The organism is Pseudomonas sp. 50_B, from assembly GCF_017491625.1.
Taxonomy (GTDB): Bacteria; Pseudomonadota; Gammaproteobacteria; order Pseudomonadales; family Pseudomonadaceae; genus Aquipseudomonas; species Aquipseudomonas danubii.
On the sequence record NZ_JAFGYX010000003.1, the window covers coordinates 71337 to 96501 of the forward strand.

General features: G+C 62.9%; 17 protein-coding genes. 9 read left to right on the plus strand and 8 right to left on the minus strand.

Translation table 11 applies throughout. From position 1 onward, the window contains the following. Nucleotides 1-248 precede the first annotated feature (248 nt). From J5M73_RS05765 to J5M73_RS05785, 5 genes are all read left to right on the plus strand, one after another. Nucleotides 249-3743, plus strand: coding sequence for a response regulator (locus J5M73_RS05765; protein WP_207167827.1), 3495 nt, complete (start codon nt 249-251; stop codon nt 3741-3743). After that, on the plus strand, nt 3743-4558 hold the full coding sequence (locus tag J5M73_RS05770; protein WP_016964143.1) for a protein-glutamate O-methyltransferase CheR: 816 nt from the start codon (nt 3743-3745) through the stop codon (nt 4556-4558). Before J5M73_RS05765 ends, J5M73_RS05770 begins: the two co-directional genes overlap by 1 nt. Then, a complete protein-coding gene (locus tag J5M73_RS05775) occupies nt 4555-5160 on the plus strand; it encodes a chemotaxis protein CheB (protein ID WP_207815091.1) in 606 nt (201 codons plus the stop codon). Before J5M73_RS05770 ends, J5M73_RS05775 begins: the two co-directional genes overlap by 4 nt. Further along, on the plus strand, nt 5154-6350 hold the full coding sequence (locus J5M73_RS05780) for a hybrid sensor histidine kinase/response regulator (protein ID WP_102865184.1): 1197 nt from the start codon (nt 5154-5156) through the stop codon (nt 6348-6350). The genes J5M73_RS05775 and J5M73_RS05780 overlap by 7 nt, the downstream gene beginning before the upstream one ends. Before the next feature lie 78 nt (nt 6351-6428). Further along, nucleotides 6429-6806, plus strand: a complete 378-nt coding sequence (locus J5M73_RS05785) for a response regulator (protein WP_011061530.1) — start codon at nt 6429-6431, stop codon at nt 6804-6806. Nucleotides 6807-6814: 8 nt separating this feature from the next. Here J5M73_RS05785 and J5M73_RS05790 read toward each other — a convergent pair whose 3' ends face one another. The 7 genes from J5M73_RS05790 to mexE all read right to left on the minus strand — a co-directional run bounded on the left by J5M73_RS05790 (nt 6815) and on the right by mexE (nt 19107). Then, nucleotides 6815-8485, minus strand: a complete 1671-nt coding sequence (locus J5M73_RS05790; protein WP_207815093.1) for a response regulator — start codon at nt 8483-8485, stop codon at nt 6815-6817. After that, nucleotides 8482-9984 carry an ATPase domain-containing protein gene (locus J5M73_RS05795; RefSeq protein ID WP_102879594.1) on the minus strand — a complete coding sequence of 501 codons (1503 nt, stop codon included), beginning with the start codon at nt 9982-9984 and terminating at the stop codon, nt 8482-8484. Before J5M73_RS05795 ends, J5M73_RS05790 begins: the two co-directional genes overlap by 4 nt. Nucleotides 9985-10407: 423 nt before the next feature. Next, a complete protein-coding gene (locus J5M73_RS05800) occupies nt 10408-11463 on the minus strand; it encodes a HEAT repeat domain-containing protein (RefSeq protein ID WP_102865181.1) in 1056 nt (351 codons plus the stop codon). A 74-nt stretch (nt 11464-11537) separates the two neighbouring features. Next, a complete protein-coding gene (locus J5M73_RS05805) occupies nt 11538-12437 on the minus strand; it encodes a bestrophin family protein (RefSeq protein ID WP_207815095.1) in 900 nt (299 codons plus the stop codon). A gap of 809 nt (nt 12438-13246) precedes the next feature. Further along, nucleotides 13247-14668 (minus strand): TolC family protein, encoded by a 1422-nt coding sequence (locus tag J5M73_RS05810; protein WP_102865179.1) that lies wholly within the window; start codon nt 14666-14668, stop codon nt 13247-13249. Then, entirely contained in the window at nt 14665-17844 is a 3180-nt protein-coding gene (locus J5M73_RS05815) for an efflux RND transporter permease subunit (protein WP_102865178.1), read from the minus strand. The genes J5M73_RS05810 and J5M73_RS05815 overlap by 4 nt, the downstream gene beginning before the upstream one ends. Before the next feature lie 15 nt (nt 17845-17859). Beyond that, the gene (gene mexE / locus J5M73_RS05820; protein ID WP_102865177.1) at nt 17860-19107 is read right to left on the minus strand and encodes a multidrug efflux RND transporter periplasmic adaptor subunit MexE; all 1248 of its coding nucleotides are present in this window, start codon (nt 19105-19107) and stop codon (nt 17860-17862) included. A gap of 428 nt (nt 19108-19535) precedes the next feature. On the opposite strand from mexE, the gene J5M73_RS05825 reads away from it, so the two are divergent. From J5M73_RS05825 to J5M73_RS05840, 4 genes are all read left to right on the plus strand, one after another. Then, nucleotides 19536-20825: an MFS transporter gene (locus tag J5M73_RS05825; protein WP_102865176.1), complete on the plus strand. Its 1290-nt coding sequence runs from the start codon at nt 19536-19538 to the stop codon at nt 20823-20825. A gap of 13 nt (nt 20826-20838) precedes the next feature. Beyond that, nucleotides 20839-22314: a glycoside hydrolase family 32 protein gene (locus J5M73_RS05830; RefSeq protein ID WP_102865175.1), complete on the plus strand. Its 1476-nt coding sequence runs from the start codon at nt 20839-20841 to the stop codon at nt 22312-22314. Nucleotides 22315-22415: 101 nt separating this feature from the next. Next, nucleotides 22416-23414, plus strand: a complete 999-nt coding sequence (locus J5M73_RS05835; RefSeq protein WP_102865174.1) for a LacI family DNA-binding transcriptional regulator — start codon at nt 22416-22418, stop codon at nt 23412-23414. Between the two features lie 216 nt (nt 23415-23630). Beyond that, the gene (locus J5M73_RS05840; RefSeq protein ID WP_102865173.1) at nt 23631-24002 is read left to right on the plus strand and encodes a DUF4156 domain-containing protein; all 372 of its coding nucleotides are present in this window, start codon (nt 23631-23633) and stop codon (nt 24000-24002) included. Between the two features lie 203 nt (nt 24003-24205). Here the strand turns inward: J5M73_RS05840 and J5M73_RS05845 are convergent, their stop codons facing one another. Then, nucleotides 24206-25099, minus strand: coding sequence for a LysR substrate-binding domain-containing protein (locus J5M73_RS05845; protein WP_102865172.1), 894 nt, complete (start codon nt 25097-25099; stop codon nt 24206-24208). Nucleotides 25100-25165: the final 66 nt, after the last annotated feature.

Below are 25165 nucleotides of genomic sequence, written 5' to 3' on the forward strand. Positions count from 1 at the left end.
CTCTCTCAAGAAGTGGGTGGTACGGGGCGCTGCGACAGGCGGCCCTGTGCATCAGTAAGTGGCGACTGGCCACAAGTTCCCGAAGCTGTACAGAAAAAGGCTGTTGTACAAGCGCCGGCAAGAATAACCGCTTCCCTTGTCCCAGGGCAGGTCCAATCGCAGTTGTGAACCCGTGGGTTATAAAAAATAGCTGCGATGGCCGAATGTGGGGCAAACTTCGTTTTTTTTCCTGCGCCAAGGTCCATCAAATGATCCGTCCGTCATCGGTTGATGAACAGAGTTTTCGCAAGCTGCTGACCCGCAACATCAGCCTGCCCCTCGGTGTAGGCGTGCTCAGCGCGGTTTTTTTCGTGTCCCTGATCACCTATCTGCTCTCGGTCATCCAGTGGGTGCAGCACACTGACCGGGTGATCAACAATCTCAATGAGGCGGCGCGCCTGACCATCGACCTGGAAACCGGCATGCGCGGTTTCCTGATCACCGGCGATGAGCATTTCCTCGACCCTTATGAAGTGGCCAAGCCACGCATCCTCAGCGAGCTCAATGGGCTGCGTGATCTGGTCGCCGACAACCCGCAGCAGGTCGACCGCCTCAAGCGCCTGGAAGCCCTGCAGCTGGAGTGGAACAACTTCTCCCAGAGCATGATCGAGCTGCGTCGGCAGAACGGCGACTACCGTGGCGCGGTGCAGGCCGGGCGGGGCAAGCGCCTGACCGACGAGATCCGCAAGGAATACGAGGATGCGGTGGTCATGGAGCAGCAGTTGCGCCTGGAACGCAATGAGAGCGTCAGCCGCACGACCATTTTCAGCGTGATCCTGTACCTGTTGTTCGTGGTGGGCATCAGCGGCTTGCTGGCCTATGTCGGGCGTCGGGATCTGCTGGCGCTGTCCAAAAGCTACAGCGACAACCTCGAGGCCCAGGAAAACAGCGCCCGGCGCCTGGAACAGCAGGCCTGGCTGCGCAACGGCCAGACCGAACTGGCCGAACAGATGCTCGGCCAACTGACCCTGAACCTGCTGGGGCGCAATATCCTCCAGTTCTGCGCCCATTACCTGGGGACACCGGTGGCGGCGCTGTATGTCCGTGAAGATCACGGCGGCCTCAAGCGTGTGGCTTCTTATGGATTTTCCCGGGAGCTGGAGCAGCAAGAGCAGTCGCTGTATGGCGATGAGGGTCTGGTGGGCCAGGCCGCGCAGCACAAGCGCCTGATCCGCCTGGACGATGTGCCGGCGGATTACTTCAAGGTCAGCTCCGGCCTGGGCGAGGGCGCGCCGCGCAGCGTGCTGGTGGTGCCGACCCGTGATGACGACCGGGTCAATGGCGTGATCGAGCTGGGCTTCCTGCGGGCGCTGAGCGATCGCGATGTGGAGTTGCTGGAGCTGATTGCCGGCAATATCGGCACCTCCATCGAAGCTGCGCGCTACCGCCAGCGCCTTCAGGAAGTGCTGGCCGAAACCCAGCAGCTCAACGAAGAGTTGCAGGTGCAGCAGGAAGAGTTGAAGACCGCCAACGAGGAGTTGGAGGAGCAGTCGCGGATTCTCAAGGAGTCCCAGGTGCACCTGGAGACGCAGCAGGTGGAACTGGAACAGACCAACGAACAGTTGGCCGAGCAGGCGCAGATCCTCGCCGAGCAGCGCGACGCCATGGACCGCAAGAACAGCGAGCTGAACGAGGCGCAGACCCAGCTTGAAGAGCGCGCCGAAGAACTGCAGCGCTCCAGCAAGTACAAGTCCGAATTCCTCGCCAACATGTCCCACGAACTGCGCACACCGCTCAACAGTTCGCTGATCCTGGCCAAGTTGCTGGCGGAGAACCCCCAGGAGAACCTCACTGCCGAGCAGGTCAAGTTCGCCGAGTCGATCTATTCCGCCGGCAACGACCTGCTGAACCTGATCAATGACATCCTGGATATCTCCAAGGTCGAGGCGGGCAAGCTCGAAGTGCGTCCGGAAAATGCCAGCGTGCCGCGCCTGGTGGACGGCCTGCGCAGCCTGTTCCAGCCGTTGACCGCGGACAAGGGCCTGGCCTTCAAGGTGGAGCTGCAACCGGGGGCGCCACAGAGGCTGTTCACGGATCGCCAGCGGGTCGAACAGATACTCAAGAACCTGCTGTCCAACGCGGTCAAGTTCACCGAAAGGGGCCAGGTCAGCCTGAGCGTTGGTGCTCAGCCGGGGGGCGGTATCGCCTTTGTCGTGCAGGATTCGGGGATCGGCATCGCCCAGGACCAGCAGGAAAGCATTTTCGAAGCCTTCCGCCAGGCCGACGGCACCACCAACCGGCGTTATGGCGGCACTGGCCTGGGGCTGTCGATCTCCCGGGATCTGGCGACCTTGCTGGGGGGCTCCATCAGCGTCAGCAGTGAGCCGGGGCAGGGCAGCATTTTCACGCTGGTGCTGCCAGAGCAGTACAGCGAGGCGGCCGAACCGGTGCTGGCGCCAGCGCCTGCAATGATGCCGGTGGCGGCGCCTGTTGCACCCAGTGCGCCGTTGCCGGTGGCTGAAGGGCCTGGCAGTGAGATCCCGCGCTTTGCCGATGACCGGGACAAGGCACCATTCAGCAGCCGCTGCATCCTGGTGGTGGAAGATGAGCCGAATTTTGCGCATATCCTCTTCGATCTGGCCCACGAACTGGGTTACCACTGCCTGGTGGCCCATGGCGCCGACGAGGGCTACAGCCTGGCCGAGCAGTACATCCCGGACGCCATCCTGCTGGACATGCGCCTGCCCGACCATTCCGGCCTGACTGTGCTCCAACGCCTCAAGGAACATGCCCAGACCCGGCACATCCCGGTGCACGTGATCTCGGTGGAAGACCGGGTGGAAGCGGCCATGCACATGGGCGCCGTGGGCTACGCGGTGAAACCCACCACCCGCGAGGAACTCAAGGATGTCTTCGCCCGCCTGGAAGCCAAGCTGACGCAGAAGGTCAAGCGCGTGCTGCTGGTGGAGGACGACGACCTGCAACGCGACAGCATTGCCCGGCTGATCGGCGACGACGATATCGAGATCACCGCCGTGGGCCTGGCCCAGGATGCCCTGGACCTGCTGCGCGAGAATGTCTACGACTGCATGGTCATCGACCTCAAGCTGCCAGACATGCTCGGCAACGACCTGCTCAAGCGCATGTCCACCGAGGACATCTGCTCCTTCCCGCCGGTGATCGTCTATACCGGGCGCAACCTGACCCGGGATGAAGAGACCGAGCTGCGCAAGTATTCCCGTTCGATCATCATCAAGGGCGCCCGCTCGCCGGAGCGCCTGCTGGATGAAGTGACGTTGTTTCTGCACAAAGTCGAATCCCAGTTGTCCCATGAGCGGCAGAAGATGCTCAAGACCGCCCGCAGCCGTGACAAGGTCTTCGAGGGGCGCAAGATCCTCCTGGTGGACGATGACGTGCGCAACATCTTTGCCTTGACCAGCGCCCTGGAACACAAGGGCGCGGTGGTGGTGATCGGCCGTAACGGCCATGAGGCCATTGCCAGACTCAATGAAGTCGAAGATATCGACCTGGTGCTGATGGACGTGATGATGCCGGAGATGGACGGTTTCGAAGCCACGGTGCAGATCCGCAAGGACCCGCGCTGGCGCAAGCTGCCGATCATCGCCGTGACCGCCAAGGCCATGAAGGACGACCAGGAGCGCTGCCTGCAGGCCGGTTCCAACGACTACCTGGCCAAGCCCATCGACCTTGACCGGCTGTTTTCCCTTATCCGCGTGTGGCTACCGAAGATGGAAAGAATTTAGTGGAGCGCAATACCGAGATCGAACTGCGTTTGCTGATCGAAGCTATTTATCTCAAATACAGCTACGACTTCCGCGACTACTCCGGTGCTTCGATCAAGCGCCGGGTCAACCACGCTTTGCGTCAGTTCGAGTGCAAGACCATTTCCGCGCTGCAGGAGCGGGTGTTGCACGACCCGACGGCGTTCATGCAATTGCTGCAGTTCCTGACCATTCCGGTGAGCGAGATGTTTCGCGACCCATCGCACTTCCTGGCGATCCGCCAGGAGGTGGTGCCGCTGCTCAAGACCTACCCGTCGATCAAGATCTGGATCGCTGGTTGCAGCACCGGGGAAGAGGTCTACTCCATGGCCATCCTGCTGCGCGAAGAGGGGCTGCTGGAACGCACCATCATCTACGCCACCGACATCAACCCCAGCTCCCTGGAGAAGGCCAAGCAGGGCATCTTCTCCCTGGAGAACGTGCGGGCCTACACCCACAACTACCAGCAGGCCGGTGGCCAGCGTTCCTTTGCCGACTACTACACCGCCGCCTACGACTACGCGATCTTCGACAAGACCCTGCGCGAGAACGTGACCTTTGCCGATCACAGCCTGGCGACCGACAGTGTATTCTCGGAAACTCAATTAATTTCGTGTCGTAACGTATTGATTTACTTCAATAAAAAGCTGCAGGATCGGGCCTTTGGGCTGTTCCATGAGTCGCTCTGCCACCGTGGTTTCCTGGTGCTGGGCAGCAAGGAAACCCTGGAATTTTCCGCCTATGGCAAGCATTTCGAACCCTTGGTCAAACAAGAACGGATCTACCGCAAGACATGAGCCAGGAAAGTGTCGCGCCGCATCGCCGGCCTCGGATCGAGGCTGTCGTAGTAGGCGCCTCCGCGGGGGGCGTCGAGGCCTTGTTGAGCCTGTTCAATGAGTTCAGCGCCAGTTTCAGCCTGCCGGTGATCGTGGTCCTGCACCTGCCCGACGAGCGTCGCAGCCAATTGGCCGACGTCTTCGACCGGCGCCTGGCGCTGAGGGTGAAGGAGGCCGACGACAAGGAAGCGATCGTTGCGGGCACCCTGTACTTCGCCGCCCCCGGTTATCACCTGTCGGTGGAGCAGGACCGCACCCTGTCCCTGAGCCAGGAGGAGCGCCTGCATCACTCGCGGCCGGCCATCGATTACCTGTTCGAGTCCGCCGCTGATGCCTACGGGGAGCACCTCGTGGCGGTGCTGCTGACCGGGGCCAATCAGGACGGCGCCCAGGGCCTGGTCGAGGTCAAGCGCCAGGGCGGGCTGACCATCGTCCAGGACCCCGGCGAAGCCAGTGTCCCCGCCATGCCGGAAGCAGCCCTGGCCCTGCAGCAACCGGATTACATTCTCCCTTTGCGCGGCATCAGCCGTCTGCTTGCCGAGCTGGAACGAATCGCATGTTAAGTACTATTCAAGCCAAGCTGCTGATCGTCGACGATCTGCCGGAGAACCTGCTGGCCCTGGAAGCGCTGATCAAGCGCGAGGACCGCCTGGTGTACAAGGCGCTGTCGGCCGACGAGGCCTTGTCGCTGCTGCTCCAGCATGAGTTCGCCATGGCCATCCTCGATGTACAGATGCCAGGCATGAATGGCTTCGAGCTGGCCGAGTTGATGCGCGGCACCGAGAAGACCAAGCACATTCCCATCGTTTTCGTCAGTGCCGCCGGACGCGAGCTCAACTACGCCTTCAAGGGCTACGAGAGCGGGGCGGTGGACTTCCTGCACAAGCCCCTGGACATCCACGCGGTCAAGAGCAAGGTCAATGTGTTCGTCGACCTGTACCGCCAGAGCAAGGCCATGAAGCAGCAGGTCGAGGCCCTGGAGCAGAGCCGGCGTGAGCAGGAGGTGTTGCTCAACAAGCTTCAGGCCACCCAGAACGAGTTGGAGCAGGCGGTGCGCATGCGCGATGACTTCATGTCCATCGTCGCCCATGAAGTGCGCACGCCCCTCAACGGCCTGATCCTGGAAACCCAGCTGCGCAAGATGCACCTGGCCCGGGAGAACGCTGCCGCCTTCAGCCTGGACAAGATGCACGCCATGGTGGATCGCGACGAGCGCCAGATCAAAAGCCTGATCCGCCTGATCGAAGACATGCTGGACATCTCGCGGATTCGCACTGGCAAGCTATCGATCCGCCCGTCCCGGTTTGACCTGGCGCAGTTGGTACGCGGATTGGTGGAGAACTTCGCGCCCCAGGTGGAAGCTGCGCAATCGTCCCTGAGCCTGGAAGCCGAGCAGCCGTTGCAAGGCCACTGGGACGAATTCCGCATCGAACAGGTGATTTCCAATCTGCTGACCAATGCCTTGCGCTACGGCGCCAAGAGCCCCATCCAAGTCCGGGTCTATGCCCAGGACGGCGAGGCCCGGGTCGAGGTGCGCGATCATGGGATTGGCATCAGCGAAGAGAACCAGAAGCGAATTTTCCAGCAGTTCGAGCGGGTCAGTGCCAGCCACGTGGCGGCGGGCCTTGGGCTTGGGCTGTTTATTTCCGAGCAGATCGTCACTGCCCATGGCGGCACCATCAGTGTTGAAAGCCGGATCGGCGAGGGCGCGCTGTTTCGCGTGAGCCTGCCCTTGTCGGCGACCGACGAATGACTAAAAGCGTAATGCTCACGCAACCTCTGCGTGACCCAATGGTCGAAGGGGCAGCAATTGATCGAGCAAAGGTTTTCCATGAGTGAAGATGCACAAGACGTCGTACTGATCGTCGAAGATGAACCCGTCATCCTAATGCTGCTGGCCGACTATCTGTCGGGCCTGGGCTACCGGGTACTCCAAGCGGAAAATGGCGAGCAGGCGTTCGAGATCCTGGCCAGCAAGCCGCACCTGGATGTGATGATCACCGACTACCGGCTGCCTGGCGGCATTACCGGGGTAATGATCGCTGAACCGGCGGTGAAGCTGCGTCCGGACCTCAAGGTGATTTTCATCAGCGGCTATCCCAACGAAATCCTCGAATGCGGCAGCCCCATCACCCGCAAGGCACCGATCCTGGCCAAGCCCTTCGACCTCAACAGCCTGCAGGAGCAGATCCAGCAACTGCTGGCTTGAGCCGCTCCTCAGTCGCGGATCATCTCCTGCACCTTGGCGGTCAGCAGGTCGAAGGTGAAGGGCTTGGTGATCAGTTGCATGCCGGGGTCGAGGAAGCCGCCCCGGGCGGCGGCGTGCTCGGCGTAGCCGGTGATGAACAGGACTTTCAGTTGCGGGCGGATCTGCCGCCCGATCTCCGCCAGTTGCCGGCCGTTCATGCCCGGCAAGCCCACATCGCTGATCAATAGGTCGATGCGTTGCCCCGAATCGAGGATCGGCATGGCGCTGCGGGCGTCGCCGGCTTCGACAAAGGCGTAGCCCAGCTCGCCGAGTACCGCGCTGACCAGCAGCCGGACCGCCGGATCATCCTCGACGATCAGCACCGTCTCGCCGTTCTGCGCGGTGCCCGACTGTTGCTCCAGCGGCTGTTCATCCAGCTGCGCACTGCCCCGATAGCGCGGCAGGTACAGGCTGACCTCGGTGCCCCGGCCCAGGGTGCTGTTGAGGGACACGTGGCCGTGGGACTGCTTGCTGAAGCCATAGATCATCGACAGCCCGAGCCCGGTGCCCTGGCCGATGGGCTTGGTGGTGAAGAAGGGGTCGAACACCCGATGGATGATGGCGTCGGGCATGCCGCAGCCGTTGTCGCTGACTCTCAGTAGCACGTAGTCGCCGGGTTCGAGGTTGTCGTGGGCCTGGGTGAAGTCCGGGCCCAGGTGCTGATTGAGGGTTTCCACCAGCAGCCGGCCGCCATTGGGCATGGCATCCCGGGCGTTGAGGACCAGATTGAGCAGGGTGCTTTCCAACTGGTTGGGGTCGGCCTCGGCGACCCACAGTTGCGGGCACAGCTGCATGTCCAGCTGGATGCTTTCGCTGAGGCTGCGTTGCAGCAGTTCGCCCATGGACGTCACCAGGGCATTCATTTCCACTGGCTTGGAGTCCAGCGACTGGCGCCGGGAGAAGGCCAGCAGGCGATGGGTCAGGCCGGCGGCGCGATTGGCCGAGGTGACCCCCAGGTCGATCAGTCGGTCCAGGTCTTCGGTGCGGCCCCGGGCCAGGCGCCGGCGCAGCAGCTCCAGGCTGCCGATGATGCCGGTGAGCATGTTGTTGAAGTCATGGGCGATGCCGCCAGTGAGCTGGCCCACGGCTTCCATCTTTTGCGACTGGCGCAGGGCTTCCTCGTTGTGCCGCAGTTGCGCGGTGCGCTCCTGCACCTGCTGTTCCAGGGTTTCCAGGGTGCATTGCAGGCGCAGTTCGCTCTGGCTCAGGTCGATCAGCCGGTCCCGGGCTTCGTATTGGCGACGGCGTCCGCGCAGGGCGGCGCTGACCAGGCTGATCAGGGTGGCCGGATGGAAGGGCCGTTCGAGGAAACTGACGTTGCCCAGGGGCACGCTGAAGCCTGAGGCCGGGTTCTGCTCCGGACCGCCGTGCTGGGTCAGCAGCACGATGGGCAGGTCGGACCAGGCCGGTTGTTGTTGCAGATGGCGCAGCAGGGGGGCCAGGTCGACCCCGCGCAAAGCCTCGGCGGCGATGATCACCAGCCCGGCGCCGTGCTCCAGCTCTGCGCACAGGGCCGGCAGGTCCGGGCAGATCAGACTGCGAAATCCCGCCTCGTTGAGCATCATCTGCGCCAGCTGGCTGTCACGGCCGTGGGGTGTGAGCACCAGGGCGCGTTCGGAAAATGCCAGGTCCTGGGTCATCGCCCCTCGTCCCGCAGCAGCGGTTTGCTTTCGCCCAGGTAGGTGGGCACGCCTCGCAGTACGCCCTGGAAGGCTTCCAGGGGTTCGCCGATGGTCAAGCCGCGAGCGCCGATGCGGTACTCACGGATGGTGGACTCGTGGCTGCCGGTGCGTTTCTTGATGATGGAGATGGCCCGACGCACCTTGCCCAGGGCCTCGAAGTAGCGCAGCAGGACCACGGTGTCCGCCAGGTAGGTGATGTCCACCGGGGCCTGCATGTCGCCCACCAGGCCATGCTGGGCCACGGTCATGAAGGTCGCGGCGCCCTGGCGGTTGAGGTACAGCAGCAGTTCGTGCATGTGCAGCACCAGGGCGTTTTCCTCGGGCATGGCCGCCTGGTAGCCGTTGATGCTGTCGATCACCACGGTCTTGATCCGTTGCTGGTCGACACAGCGCCGGACCCGGTAGGACAGTTCCCCCGGGGACAGTTCTGCGGCGTCCACTTGCTCGATCACCAGGTTGCCTGTGGCTTGCAGGGCCTCCAGGTCGATGCCCATGTTGCGCATGCGTTCCAACAGCAGCCCCAGCTCTTCGTCGAAGATGAACAGCGCGGCTTTCTCGCCCCGGGCTACTGCGGCCGCGGCGAAGATCATCGAAATAAGCGATTTGCCGGTACCGGCGGGGCCGAGGATCAGGGTGCTGGAACCGCTTTCGATGCCGCCTCCCAGGAGCGCGTCCATTTCCGCAATGCCGCTTGTCAGGGTCAGGCGCTCGTTGCGGCCGCGGTGTTCGGCAGCCACCAGCCTTGGGAAGACATGGACCCCGTCGCCCATGATGGTGAAATCATGGAAGCCGCCGCGGTACTTCTGGCCACGGTATTTCACCACCCGGACGCGCCGGCGCTCGGCGCCGTAGCTGGGGGTCAGCTCTTCCAGGCGGATCACCCCGTGGGCCACGCTGTGCACGGTCTTGTCCAGGGATTCGGTGGTCAGGTCGTCCAGTAGCAGCACGGTGGCGTCATAGCGCACGAAGTAGTGCTTGATCGCCAGGATCTGTCGCCGGTAGCGCAGGGAACTCTGGGCCAGCAGGCGGATTTCCGAGAGGCTGTCGAGCACCACCCGCGTCGGCTTGACCCGTTCCACCACGTCGAAGATCTGCCGGGTGGCTTCCCCCAGCTCCAGGTCCGAGGAATACAGCAGGCTTTGCTGGTGCTCGGCGTTGAGCAGGCTTTCCGGTGGGGTCAGCTCGAAGATGTGGATGTTGTGGTCCAGCTGCCAGCCGTGGGACTGGGCGCCCTGGCGCAGTTCGCGCTCGGTTTCCGAGAGGGTGATGTACAGGCAGCGCTCACCGGCCAGGGCGCCGGCACGCAGAAAATGCAAGGCCACGGTGGTCTTGCCGGTGCCGGGTTCGCCTTCCAGCAGGAATACATGGCTGCGTGATAATCCTCCAGAGAGAATATCGTCCAGGCCTTCGACGCCAGTGGCGGCTTTTTCGCTGAGCAACGCAGATGAGGTCGACAAACAATGCCCTCGCACATATGGGTCCAGGTGATCGGCGATGGCGACGAACGCCTTGATATCGCTGATAAATCACTTGACCGTCTGCCGTTGCCACGGTTCAACCTTTTGTTGTGTAGCCGCTGCCGCAGGCTGCGAACGGCTTGGGCGGCATTCCGACGCAGCAGGCGCGGGGATCTTGAGGGCGGCAAAGGTTTGGCTGGGGATCGCCAGGCAAGGCCCTGCGGGCCTTTTCGCAGCCTCGCGGGCTCGGCAGCGGCTACAGGTTTTGTGCGGGCTCTTGTAGCCGCTGCCGCAGGCTGCGAACGGCTTGGGCGGTATTCCGACGCAGCAGGCGCGAGGATCTTGAGGGCGGTAAAGGTTTGGCTGGGGATCGCCAGGCAAGGCCCTGCGGGCCTTTTCGCAGCCTCGCGGGCTCGGCAGCGGCTACAGGCCCTGCTGCAGGGCCGGGTCGTCGGGGTTCTGCTGTTCCAGCTGGGCCAGCAACACCTGGACGTTCTGCAACTGGCCGCTCTCTTTCCAATAGTTGATCAGCAGCACCCGCGCCTTGCGGTTGTAAGGCTGGCGCTGGACGATTTCCTCCAGTTGCTTCTGCGCCGCCTCCAGCTCCTGCTGGCTGTGCAGGGTGGTGGCCAGGTCGTAGCGGTAGGCGGCGTTGTTGGGTTCCAGTTCCACCGCCCGTGACAGGCCCAGCAGGGCAAATTCGCCCTGGCCGTGGTGCAGCAGCCAGAGCCCCAGGGCATGTTGCAGGTAGGCGGAGTCTTGCTGGGCCTGCAGTTGCTTGGCCAGCAACTGGCGGGCGGCGTCGCTCTGGCCTTGCTTGTCCAGCACTTCGATCTGCAGCACCACCGCTTGCAGGTTGTCCGGTGCCAGGCGCAGGGCTTGTTCCAGGGTCTGCTGGGCCTTGCTCAGGTTGGCGTTGTGCAGGTATAGGCGGGCCAGTTGGTATTGGGCCTCGACGTCATCACCCCGGGTCTTGAGCACCTGGGTGTATTCGTCGATCACCTGCTGCAGTGGGCCGAAGTACAGGCCCTGGTCATCCGGGCTCAGGCCGAGCAGGGCGTCTACCGCGGCAAAGCGCACGCTTTGCTCGTGATCGTCGAGCAAGGGGCCGAGCAGCAAGCTGCGCTGGCCACTGGGAACCAGGCCCAGCACGCTCTCGATCGCGGCTTTGCGCACCTCGGGCGAGGGATGATAGAGATCGGCGTCCGCCAGCTTCAGGGCCTGGGGGCTGGGGTAGTTGGGCAATACCGCCAGCAGGCGGGTGCGCTGCTGGTCATTGAGGTCGGGGCGCGCCAGTTGCTGGTACAGCACCCGTGCTGCGCCCGGCTGGCCGTTGCGGGCTTTCTCCAGGGCCGGGCCGTAGCCATGCTTGATCGCCTCGGGAACCGCTGGCGGGCTGCTGCGCAGAAAGGTCCAGGCCAGGGCCAGGGCGATAACGAGCAACAGGCTGATCAGCAGATAGCGACGGGGCAGGGGCATGCAGGAATCCGGAAGCTGGCGACTTTTGGAAGGCGCAAGCTTCGGTCAGGAATGGGCCTGAGTCAAACCCGGGATCAGGTCAGTACGTATTCCTGGGGTTGCAGTGGCGGCGGCAGGTCCCGGTGCCCCAGCGCGGCCAGGACCTCACGCTCCAAACCGCGCAATAGAGCGTTGCACGGCAGATCGTTGTCGTCGTAGCCAAAGGGGTCTTCGAGGTCATTGCCGATTTCGTCGAGGCCCAGGAAGGTGTAGCTGACGATGGCGGTGAAGATCGGCGTCAGCCAGCCCAGGGGCTCGGCCATGGCAAATGGCAGGAGGATGCAGAACAGGTAGATGGTGCGGTGCAGCAGCAAGGTGTAGGGGAAGGGCAGCGGGGTGTTCTGGATGCGTTCGCAGGTGGCCTGGACCAGGCTCAGGCTGACCAGGCGGGTTTCCATCTGGGTGTAGCGCCATTCACTGATCAGCCCCTGCTGCGCCCACTGCGAGCAGCGCTGGCCGATGCGTTGCAACTGGGCATCGGTGAGGTTGGGGTGCTGCGGGTCGATGTCGGCCTGGGCCCAGGGTTGCAGGGCGCGGGCTTCGTCTTCATGGCGCAGGCGGGCAATCAGGCTGTGGGCGAAGCCGCAGAGGTCGCGCAGCAGGCCCTCGCGTTGAGGATGAGCGTCGATGATCAGGCTTTCGCGGATCAGCGAACGGACCTCGATGATCAACTGCCCCAACTGCTTGCGGCCTTCCCACCAGCGGTCGTAGCAGGCGTTGTTGCGAAAACTCATGAAGATCGACAGCGACAGGCCCAGCAGGGTGAAGGGCGTGGCATTGACCTTGGAGAAATAGGTGGGCTGCAGGGTTTCCACCAGGACGATGACCGACGCCAGCAGGGTGATCAGCACGCAGCGCAAGGCAATGCGCTTGGCGATCGAGCCCTTGAGGGCAAAGAGGATGCTGATCAGGTTGGGCTTGGGGCGGACGATCATGAGGGCTGAGGCCAGGGCGATTACGCGGCGAGTGAAGAGTAGGAGCGCGCTGTAGGGCTGTCCAATCGCAATGATCGACCGAATGATCGATTGCCTCTATCGGCCAACGACCCTGTAGCCGCTGTCGAGCCCTCGGCGAGGCTGCGAAAAGGTCCGCAGGACCTTGCCTGACGATTGCCCGCGGAGTCTTGAGCGGCTTTGCGATCCTGGCGTCCCTTCGGGCCGTTCGCAGCCTGCGGCAGCGGCTACAGGGAGCTGTGTAGCCGCTGTCGAGCCCTCGGCGAGGCTGCGAAAAGGTCCGCAGGACCTTGTCTGACGATTGCCCGCGGAGTCTTGAGCGGCTTTGCGATCCTGGCGTCCCTTCGGGCCGTTCGCAGCCTGCGGCAGCGGCTACAGGGAGTTGTGTAGCCGCTGTCGAGCCTGCGGCGAGGCTGCGAAAAGGTCCGCAGGACCTTGCCTGACGATTGCCCGCGGAGTCTTGAGCGGCCTTGCGATCCTGGCGTCCCTTCGGGCCGTTCGCAGCCTGCGGCAGCGGCTACAGGGAGCTGTGTAGCCGCTGTCGAGCCCTCGGCGAGGCTGCGAAAAGGTCCGCAGGACCTTGCTTGACGATTGCCCGCGGAGCCTTGAGCGGCCTGCGGCAGTGGCTACAGGGAGTTGTGTAGCCGCTGTCGAGCCTGCGGCGAGGCTGCGCGAAGGTCCGCAGGACCTTGCTTGGCGATGTCGTGGCAAAAAAAAGCCCCGCGACCGAATGATCCACGGGGCTAAACATTGGTTGGTTGCGGCCAACCAAAGGAGCTCGTTGCAAATCCTTACTGGCTGGCCAGCGTCTCCGGTTGCCAGCCACCGCCCAGGGCCTTGTAGATGGCGACAATGCCGCGGTACAGGTCGACTTCGGCCTGGGCCTGGGCATCTTCGGCCGCCAGCCGTTCACGCTGGGCGTCCAGCAGCACCAGGAAGTCCACGGTGCCTTCGCGGTAGCGGATCTCGGCCAGGTCCGCGGCGGCACGGCTGGACTCGCTCTGGCGAATCAGCGAGATCAGCCGTTGCTGGCGCTTGCCGTAATCGCTGAAGGCGTTTTCCGATTCTTCCAGGGCCAGCAGTACTTGCTGCTCGTAGCTGGCCAGGGCGCCGTCGGCATTGGCGTCGGCACCCCGCAGGCGGGCCCGCACGCTGCCCAGGTCAAAGGCCGCCCAGGTGATGCTCGGACCCAGGGCCCAGGCACTGGCCGCCGAGGAGCCGATCTGTGAACCGCGTCCGGCGGTGAAGCCGAGGAAGCCGCTGAGGCTGACCCGTGGAAACAGGTCGGCCTTGGCCACGCCAATCCGTGCGGTGGCCGCCGCCAGCTGGCGTTCGGCGCTGAGAATGTCCGGCCGGCGTTGCAGCAGCTCGCCCGGGTCGCCAATCGGCAGGGCCTTGGCAATCGCCGGTAGTTGCGCCGGCGAGAGGTCGACGCTGAGCTGGTCCGGACGCTCACCCAGCAGGGTGGCGATGCGGTTGCGCTGGCGGGTCTGCTCGGCCTGCAGCTGCGGCACGCTGGCTTCCACCGAAGCCAGGCGGGCATCGGCGCGGACCACGTCGAGCTGGTCGCCGACCCCGGCGTCGCGCAGGCTTTCGGTGATCTTGCGCGAGGCCTGCTGGTTGTCCAGGTTGGCCAGGGCGATCTTTTCCCGCAGTTGCGCGCCGCGCAGCTGGCCGTAGGCGTCCACCAGCTCGGCGATCATGGTCACTTGCAACTGATACAGGTCGGCCTCGGCGGCTTGCTGGTCGGCGTCGGTGGCTTCCAGGTTGCGCTGGATGCGGCCGAACAGGTCCAGCTCCCAGGCCATGTCCAGGCCCAGGTCGTAGCGCTCGCTTTTGACCCGCTTGGTGGTCTGCCCCGGAATCTGCCCCTTGGCTTGGTCGCTGCTGGCGCGGCTGGTGATGGTGGGCATGGCGTCATTGCTGGCGTCATCGCGAATTGCCCGGGCGGCCCGCAGGCGGGCGAAGGCCACCCGCAGTTCACGGTTGCCCTGCAAGGATTTGCTCACCAGCTGGTTGAGGGTCGGGTCATCGAACTGTTGCCACCAGATGCCTTCGAAGCGTGCGCGGTCGAAGTTCTTCTGGCCCGCAGCGCCATCGGTGGCGGCGCTGATGTGCGCCGCCTCGGTGGTTGGGCTCTGGTAGTCCGGACCGACGGCGCAGGCACTCAGGGCCAGCACCAGCAGGCTCGGCAGGAAGACTTTGGCACTCATTGTTGCGTCTCCAGTTGCAGGGCGCGGGCGGCTTTGCGGGCCTCGCTGCGCTCCACATAATTGCGGATCAGGACATAGAACACTGGGGTCAGCAGCAGGCCGAAGAAGGTCACCCCGAGCATCCCGGAGAACACGGCGACGCCCATGGCATGACGCATTTCCGCACCGGCGCCGCTGGAGATCACCAGGGGCACCACGCCCATGATGAAGGCGAAGGAGGTCATCAGGATCGGCCGCAGACGCAGGCGGCAGGCTTCCAGTACCGCCGCCAGCGGATCGAGGCCTTCCTCTTGCTTGTCCTTGGCGAACTCGACGATCAGGATCGCGTTCTTGCAGGCCAGGCCCACCAGTACGATCAGGCCGATCTGGGTGAAGATGTTGTTGTCGCCACCGGAGATGATCACCCCGGTAATCGCCGACAGCAGGGTCATCGGCACGATCAGGATCACCGCCAGCGGCAGGCTCCAGCTCTCGTATTGCGCGGCCAGTACCAGGAAGGCCAGCAGCACGCAGAGCGGGAAGACGAACAGGGCGGTGTTACCGGCGAGGATCTGCTGGTAGGTCAACTCGGTCCATTCGTAGGTCATGCCATTGGGCAGTTCTTCCTTGAGCAGTTTCTCGATCGCCGCTTCCGCCTGCCCGGAGCTGTAGCCCGGGGCGGCCGCACCGTTGATTTCCGCGGTGACGAAGCCGTTGTAGTGCATCACGCGGTCGGGACCGGCGGTGTCGCTGACCTTGATGAAGGTCGCCAGGGGGATCATCTCGCCCTTGTTGTTGCGCACTTTCAGCTGGCCGATCTGTTCGGGCTCGAGACGGAACTGCTGCTCGGCCTGGACGTTGACCTGATAGGTGCGGCCAAAGCGGTTGAAGTCGTTGGCATACAGCGAACCCAGGTAGATCTGCAGGGTGTCGAAGATGTCGGAAATCGCCACGCCGTGGGTCTTGGCCTTTTCCCGGTCGATGGCCGCATCCACCTGAGGCACGTTGACCTGGTAGCTGGTGAACAGCCCGGCCAGTTCCGGCACGCTGCGGCTCTTGGTGATGACGTTCTGCACTTCTTTATACAGCTCGTCGTAACCCAGCCCGCTGCGGTCTTCCACTTGCAGGCGGAAGCCGCCAATGGTTCCCAGGCCCTGTACCGGCGGCGGTGGGAAGATCGCCATGTAGGCGTCCTGGATATCGGCGTATTTGCCGTTCAGGGCACCGGCGATGGCACCGGCTGACATGCTCGGGTCCTTGCGCTCATCGAAGGGCTTCAAGGTGACGAAGACGATGCCGTTGTTCGGGCTGTTGGTGAAGCCGTTGATCGACAGGCCGGGGAAGGCCACCGCGCTTTCCACACCGGGTTGCTTGAGGGCGATGTCGGACATGCGCTTGATCACGTCTTCGGTGCGGTCCAGGCTCGCCGCGTCCGGCAGTTGGGCGAAGGCCACCAGGTACTGCTTGTCCTGGGCCGGCACGAAACCGGTCGGGGTGTGGGCGAAGCCGAACCAGGTCAGCACCATCAGGCCGGCATAGAGGAACAGGGCGATACCGCTGCCGCGGATGACTCGGCGTACGGTGCCGACGTAGCCATGACTGGCCCGGTCGAAGAAGCGGTTGAACGGCTTGAACAGCCAGCCCCCCAGCAGCTTGTCGAGGATCTTCGAGAAGCGGTCCTTGGGCGCATGGTGTTCCTTGAGCAGTACCGCGGCCAGGGCCGGCGACAGGGTCAGGGAGTTGAAGGCCGAGATCACCGTGGAAATCGCGATGGTCAGGGCGAACTGCTTGTAGAACTGCCCGGTCAGGCCGCTGATGAAGGCCGCCGGTACGAACACCGCACACAGCACCAGGGCGGTGGCGATGATCGGGCCGGTCACTTCACGCATGGCGCGCTGGGTGGCCTCCACCGGGTTCAGTCCCAGGCCGATGTTCCGTTCGACGTTCTCCACCACCACGATGGCGTCGTCCACCACGATACCGATGGCCAGCACCAGGCCGAACAGCGACAGGGCATTGAGGGAGAAACCGAACAGGTGCATGACCGCGAAGGTGCCGATCAGCGACACCGGTACGGCCACCAGCGGGATGATCGAGGCGCGCCAGGTCTGCAGGAACAGGATCACCACCAGCACCACCAGGATCAGCGCTTCGAACAGGGTGTGCACCACCGCTTCGATGGAGCCGCGGACGAAGATGGTCGGGTCGTAGACGATGCTGAAGTCCATGCCCTGCGGGAAGTTCTGCTTGAGTTCGGCCATCTTGGCCCGCACTTCGTTGGAGATCTCGATGGCGTTGGAGCCCGGGCGCTGGAAGATCGGGATCGCCACTGCCGGCTGGTTGTTGAGCAGGGAGCGCAGGGCATACTGGCTCGAGCCCAGTTCGATGCGGGCGATGTCTTTCAGGCGAGTGATCTCACCGTCTTCGCCTGAGCGAATGATGATGTTCTCGAACTCTTCCTCGGTGACCAGTCGGCCCTGGGTGTTGACCGACAGCTGGAAGCTGGTGGCGCTGGGCGCAGGCGGAGCGCCCAGGGCACCGGCGGCGACCTGGCGGTTCTGTTCGCGGATCGCGGTGACCACGTCGGTGGCGGTCAGGTTGCGCGAAGCGGTCTTGTTCGGATCGAGCCAGACCCGCAGCGAGTAGTCGCCCATGCCGAACAGTTGCACATCGCCCACGCCGCCCAGGCGCGCCAGCTCATCCTTGATGTTGAGCAGGGCGTAGTTGGACAGGTAGAGCATGTCGTAGCGTTGGTCCGGCGAGGTCAGGTGGACCACCATGGTCAGGTCCGGAGAGGCCTTGTCCACGGTGATGCCGATGCGCGTCACTTCTTCCGGCAGCTTGGGCTGGGTGCGGGTCACGCGGTTCTGCACCTGCACCTGGGCGTTGTCCAGGTCGGTGCCCAGGGCGAAGGTGATGGTCAGGGTGATCTTGCCGTCGGCGGTGGATTGCGAGGACATGTAGAGCATGTTCTCGACCCCGGTGATCGCCTGTTCCAGCGGCGCGGCCACGGTTTCACCGATGACTTTCGGGTTGGCCCCCGGGAAGTTGGCGCGTACCACCACGGTGGGTGGCACCACTTCCGGGTATTCGCTGATGGGCAGTTGGAACAGCGAGATGGCGCCGGCGATCAGGATCAGCAGCGACAGCACCGCGGCGAAGATCGGCCTTGAAATGAAGAACTGGGAAAAATTCATCTTGAGAGTCGTCCCTTAACCGCGCGGTGTCGCAGCGGCGAGTTTCACAGCCGGAGCCGCCTTGGCAGGGGTGACCTGCGGCAGGTTGCTGGCTTCCAGTGCTTGGCGTTGTTGGGCCAGGGCGGCGAGGGTTTCCTGGCTGGCCATGGGGATCACTTCAGGCGTGACCGGGGCACCGGGACGTGCCCGCTGCAAGCCCTTGACGATGATGGTGTCGTCCTTGCTCAGCCCGTTGCGCACGATGCGCAGGCCCTCGATCTTCGGCCCCAGCTCCACGGCGCGGTAGGCCGGCTTGTTGTCGGCGTCCATCACCAGCACGAACTTCTTGCCCAGGTCGGTGCCCACGGCTTCGTCATTGATCAGCATCGCCGAGTAGGTGCCGCTGCCCACCAGTTTCAGGCGCGCATACAGGCCCGGGGTGTAGCTGCCGTCACGGTTGTCGAACACCGCGCGGCCGCGGATGGTGCCGGTCTTGGGGTTGACCTGGTTGTCGACGAAGTTCATCTGGCCCAGGTGCGGGTGGCCTTCTTCATTGGACAGGCCCAGGTACACCGGGGTGGTCTGGCCGCGCTGGCCCTGGCGGGCGAGCTGGGTGTACTTGAGGTACACGCGTTCGTCGGCGTCGAAGTAGGCGTAGACCTTGTCCGTGGACACCAGGCTGGTGAGCGCGGTGACATCGGCGGTCACCAGGTTGCCGGCGGTGATCTGTGCGCGGCTGACGCGACCGCTGATGGGGGCCACTACCCGGGTAAAGCTCAGGTTGAGCTTGGCCAGGTCCAGTTGAGCCTGGATCGCATCGACGCCGGCCCGGGCTTCCTGGGCGGCGCTGCTGCGGGTGTCGGCCAGCTCGGCGGAAATCGCGTTGCTGGTCAGCAGGCGCTGGCCGCGCTGGGCTTCGTTGGCGCTGCGGGTGGCGGTGGCCCGGGCTTGCTGCAGCTGGGCTTCGAGGCGGCGGACTTCAGCCTGGAAGGGGCGCGGGTCGATCTGGAACAGCAGGTCGCCTTTCTTCACCAGGGCGCCTTCGGTGAACGCCACCTGATCGATCTGGCCCGAGACCCGTGGCCGGATTTCCACGGTTTCCGGGGCTTCCAGGCGTCCGGTGAACTCATCCCATTCGTTGACCGGCTGCTCCAGCACCTTGGCCACACTGACCTTGGCAGCGGGCGGGGTGGAGGCGGTTTCCGGGGCTTTGCCGCAGGCACTCATGACCAGAACGGCGAGGGCGGCTAAGGGGTAACGCAAGAGTTTGACTGACTGGTCCATGGTTCATCCGCCAAGGTAATTTGAGATGGGCGGATGATGCTCGGCAGGGTGGTATCTCACGAATCGAATGAAGCGAAGGTAACTATTATTCGGAATGATATAAGCCCCAAGCGAGCCCTCTAGCCTGCACCTTTCGTTAGGGTGCTATCAATCCCCTGGTATGCAATTGATTGTTGTCGCATACGCAACATTGCCCGCCGGGGCAGGGGGCAGCTGTCGGCGAACAGGCCCTCCTGTCTTTGTATTCGGGCATTGCAGAGATTGTTTGAACGGCTCGCAGGCGCCTGTCGCGCAGGGACCTTCTGCGGGTCATGCGGGGCGTGTTGAGCGCTTTTTGCAGATGACTCCACTTGACAGCGAAGGGTTTGAAGACGCGTAATATGTCGCAATGTTAACGTTAACCTAGATAAGAACAAGAGGGTCGTCACATGCAGCTTGCCGCCAAACGCGAGTACTGGCTTATCAGTGGTTTATTGTTTTTCTTCTTCTTTTCGTGGTCATCCAGCTACTCGCTGTTCTCTATCTGGCTGCATCGAGTCATTGGCTTGAATGGCACGGAAACCGGGTTCATTTTCGCCGCCAACGCCATTGCGGCGTTGCTGGTTCAGCCCTTCTACGGCGCTCTTCAAGACCGCCTCGGACTGTCCAAAAAACTGTTGGTATGGATTGGCATCTTGCTCTGCGCCGCGGCGCCGTTTGCCATTTATGTCTACGCCGGCCTGTTGGCGCAGAACGTGGTGCTCGGCGCCTTGGTCGGTGCGGCGTTTCTGGCGCTGGCGATGCTGGCAGGCGTGGGGGTAATCGAGTCCTACACCGAGCGTTTGTCACGTCATGCGGGGTTCGAGTTTGGAACCACCCGAATGTGGGGGTCGTTGGGCTGGGCCAGCGCGACCGGCGTGGTCGGCGTGGTGTTCAACATTGATCCTGACATTGCGTTTTACATGAGCAGCGCCGCCGGCGTCGTGTTCCTGCTGATCCTGTCCCGCCTGGACCTTGACCGTTTGAACCCGCCGGCTGCGCAGGCGGGCAGCGTTGCCCACCCCGTGCGCCTGAACGATCTCTGGAAGTTGCTGACACTCCCGCGATTCTGGGCTTTCAGCCTGTACCTGACAGGGGTGTGCGGGATCTACATGATCTACGAGCAACAGTTTCCGGTGTATTTCTCCTCGTTTTTCCCGACCCCGGAGGAGGGCACCCGCGCCTATGGTTACCTGAACTCGTCTCAGGTGCTGGTCGAGGCGGTCTTGATGCTGTTTGCACCCTGGGTGGTCAGCCGCACAGGCGCCAAATACGGGCTGATCCTGGCCGGCAGCATCATGTTTGTGCGCATCCTTGGCTCCGGGATGGCAACGCAGGCCTGGGCTATCGCTGCCTGCAAGATGTTGCACGCCTTGGAAGTGCCCATCTTGCTGGTCTCGATATTCAAATACATTTCGCTGAACTTCGACTCTCGGCTGTCCGCCTCGATCTACCTGGTGGGATTCCAGTTCGCCCAGCAATTGACCGCCATGCTGCTATCGCCGCTGGTGGGCTACGGCTACGACCATCTCGGTTTCTCCAGCGTCTACGTGCTGATGGCAGGCCTGGTCGGCGTTTGCCTGTTGCTGTCATGGACCTTGTTGCGCAAGGACCCCGTGCGCGGCGCCGCTCAAGACCGGCCTGGCGATTCGCCGGAGCTGCCTGCCATCGCTCAATCTGCCCTTCGTTATGAACCCTAGACAGGAACCGGCCATGCACGCTGCACTGTTAGAGCAAGCGCATCGCGCTATCGAAAAAAAACTGCCCGAGCGGGAGGATGATTATCGCCTGGCCTATCACCTGGCGCCGCCGGCAGGATGGATGAATGACCCGAACGGCCTGGTGTTTTTTCGCGGTGAGTACCATGTGTTCTACCAACATCATCCCTATTCGGCCAAGTGGGGGCCGATGCACTGGGGGCATGCCAAGAGCCGCGACCTGGTGCACTGGGAGCATCTGCCCATCGCGCTGGCGCCTGGCGACGCCTATGACCGCGATGGCTGCTTTTCAGGATCTGCGGTGGTCGCGGACGACAGGCTGTACCTGATCTACACCGGGCATACCTGGCTGGGTGCGCCGGGTGATGAGCGGCACATTCGTCAGGTCCAGTGCCTGGCCAGCAGCATCGATGGCGTTTCGTTCAGCAAGCACGGGGCGGTGATCGATGCGGCGCCTGAGCCGAGCATCATGCATTTTCGCGATCCCAAGGTGTGGTGGCGAGCAGGGCAGTGGTGGATGGCCCTGGGCGCTCGCCAAGGCGACGACCCGCTGCTCCTGCTCTATTGCTCCGACGATCTGCATCACTGGAAGTACCTCAGGTGCGCGCTGCAGGGGCGACGCGAGTCGGACGGCTACATGTGGGAGTGTCCGGACCTGTTCGAACTCGATGGCAACGATGTGTTTCTCTATTCGCCTCAAGGCCTGAAGCCCAGCGGTTATGACAACTGGAACAAGTTCCAGAACAGCTATCGGATGGGCCTGCTGGACGACCGTGGATACTTCAGCGAGTGTGGTGAGCCGCGTGAACTGGATCATGGTCACGATTTTTATGCGGCGCAGACCCTGCTGGCGCCGGACGGACGCCGCCTGTTGTGGGCCTGGATGGACATGTGGGAGAGCCCGATGCCGAGTCAGGCGCAGCACTGGTGTGGTGCGCTGTCGCTGCCTCGTGAACTGAGCCGTAATGGCGAACGGCTGCGCATGCGGCCGGCCCGCGAGCTGAAGGCGCTACGCCAGTCGCAACGGACACTGGCGATCGGCGTGGTCGAATCCGGCAATTGCCTGCTCGATGAGCGAGGGACGTTACTGGAGTTCGAACTGTCCCTGGACCTGGCAGGCAGCACTGCTGAGCGCTTTGGGCTGGCGTTGCGTTGCAGTGAGGATCAGCAAGAGCGGACCCTGGTGTATTTCGATGCGATGGCGCGCCGCCTGGTGCTGGACAGGCAACACTCGGGAGTGGGGGTGAGCGGTGCGCGCAGCGTGCCGATAGCCAAGGGACAAACGCGGATAGACTTGCGGATTTTCCTTGATCGTTCGTCTATCGAGGTGTTTGTCGATGACGGCGCTTATAGCTTGAGCAGCCGGATCTATCCTCGTCCGGACAGTCAGGCGGTCATGGCGTTTGCGGTCAATGGCAGCGCTGGGTTTGGCGATGCGTCGGTCTGGCACCTGGCTGATCTGCGCCTCTGACCCTGCTGATCGGCCATGGGCGCGCGACGTCTGGCGATGTGTTGTCATGCTTTTGCCAAGCATGACATGATGCCCGGCCACACAAGCATTGGCACCTGCGAATGGCCTCAGTTAAAGATGTCGCGCACCTCGCAGGGGTTTCCTTGATGACGGTGTCCAGGGCGCTCAATACCCCGGAAAAAGTCAATCAGGAAACCCTGGCGAAGGTTCTGCAAGCGGTTGAGACCCTGGGTTATGTCCCCAGTCTTTCTGCCCGACAGATCCGCGGCGGCGCTTCCCGTAGCAAAACCATTGGCGTCTTCGCGCTGGATACCGCCACCACGCCCTTCGCCGTGGAAATGCTCCTGTCCATGGAGCGCACCGCCCGGGAACACGGCTGGAATGTCTTCATCCTCAACGTGTTCGAAGTGCCGCCGAGCCAGCAGACCATCGACCTGATGCTGTCCCACCAGCCTGACGGAATCATCTTCAGCGCCATGCAGCTGCGGACCATCGAGATCCCCCCGGCGTTGCGCAGCCTGCCGCTGGTGCTGAGCAATTGCATGAGCCTGGAGTCCGGGGTGGCCTGTTATGTGCCTGACGATGCCGACGGCCAGTATCAGGCTGTGCGGCATGCGCTCAAGCGTGGCTACCGCAGTCCGTTGTGCATCAACCTGCCACAAGCCAGCCTGGCCTGGGAGCAGCGCCAGCTTGGATTGTGTCGAGCCCTCACTGAGGCTGGAATATCCGTGGCCGATGTTGCGCAATACAGCCTGTCCCAGGATGACGCCTATCAGGAAACGATCGCCGCGCTGGAGGCGCAATTGCAAGCGTCGCAAGGAGCGCCAGCGTTCGATCTTCTTATCTGTGGTAACGACCGCATCGCTTTGGTGGCTTACCAGTACTTGCTAAGTCGCGGTCTGCGTATTCCGCAGGACGTGGCGGTTCTGGGGTACGACAACATGATCGGTGTTGCCGAGCTGTTCTACCCGCCGCTCAGTACCGTGCAGTTGCCGTATTACGAAATGGGGCGGCGTTCTGCGCAATACCTCATCGAGCGCTGGGAACAGCCGACGATTCACAGGGTTGCGTGCCCGCTGGTAGAACGCGAATCCTGCTGAGCGGCATGGCTGACAGGACCATGCGCACACCCGGCGGGTGCTCATGATCCTGGCGCTGGAGCTGGCGAATCGTCGACCGGTCTTTACATTTTTTGACTGTAGATTCACTGATTAATACAACTCCGGCTTCAGCAAAGTTTGATACTGCGCGCTCTACCGCCCCGAAGGATTCTCCGCTCGGGGTATCGCTCCAAATGCACGAAAGGAATCATCCGGATGTATCTCTCTCATAGGCTCACGGGGATCGGTCTGTGTGCCGCGTTGTTTGTCCTGGCAGGTTGCGCGCCCACTTCAATAGCCGGACCCGGGGCCAACAATGTGCGCATCACCCACAACGAACCGGGACGTGAATGCCAGTTTCTTGGTGATGTCACCGGCAGTCAGGGCGACTTTTTATTGGGCAGTATCACGGGTAACGCCAATCTCGAAACCGGCGCCCGCAACGACCTGAAAAACAAGGCCGCGGCGCTGGGGGGCAACCGGGTTTACCTGCTCACTCAACGCGCAGGGCAGACCGGTTCGGATAATCGCCTGGAGCAAACCAACGTGACGCTTTCGGGCAATGTCTATCGCTGCCCCGAGTCCTGAGTCTGCCGCTGAGCGCTGAACAGCTTTGCCCCGCCAATGGCAGAGCTGTCAGCGCTATGAATGTCGGCATTGGTTCGGGAGCGGTCAGCGCCGGGATTTGCGTTCGCTGCTGTCGATGGTCATGCGCTGGTGATGTGTTGAACGGAGCGCTAGGCCATTTCTGCTGCCGAGCCCGCAGCAGGATGATGCTTGCAGCGGGCGCTTCAGGAGGGGAGGGACAGCAACCAGGCGCTGAATGTCTTGAACGCCGGAAAGTGCTGGTAGCGCGCGGCGCAGGTCAGGTAATAGTTGCGACCGCTGTCCATGGGGCCGAACAGCTTGACCACGGCTCCAGACTCGATTTCCTCCTGCACCAGGATATCGGGAACCAGCCCGATACCTATGCCTGCGGCCACCGCCTGGATCAGGTGGGCGGTGAGCTCGAAGCTGGGGCCCGTGCGCATTTTCTGGTGATCCAGGTTGTTGAAGTCGAACCAATCAGACCAGCCGTTGGGGCGAGACACCACGTTCAGCAGCAAATGATGGGGGAGCTCGTCCAGCGATAGCTCGGGGTTGCCTGCCAGGGCCTTGGGGCTGGCGATGACGATCAGTTTTTCTTGCAGCAGCAGGTGCGACACGTAGCCCGGCCAGTCCCCTTTTCCCGCACAGATGATGGCCTGCATGTCGCCCACGCTGGAGGGGTTGTCGGCGTGAATGATCCTTGAATGGATATGCACCAGGTTCCTGGGATGACGGGCATAGAACTCATGCATTTTCGGCAGCAGCCATTTTGAGCCGAACGTCGGAAGCACCGCCAGGTTCAACGGGCCATCTTCTTCCTTGAAGGCAATGGTCTGCAGGGTGGCGCTGCGAATGCGCCCCAATGCGGCGCTGAGTTCATGCTGGTACAGAGCGCCGGCGGCGGTGAGTTCGATTTTTCTGCCCTCGCGCTTGAACAGCGAGATCTCCAGCTGCGATTCCAGGGCCTGCACTTGCCGGCTGACCGCGCTTTGGGTCAGGGCCAGTTCGTCCGCAGCTTTGGTGAAGCTGCAATGGCGGGCGGCGGCCTCGAAAGCGACCAGCAAGGACATTGAAGGGGTCAGTCGGCGTGGGTTCATTCATAAAGCTCATGCAAAAGCTGCAGGTTTTACGTTTGTGTGAAACGTCTTGGCCCCACAAAATCG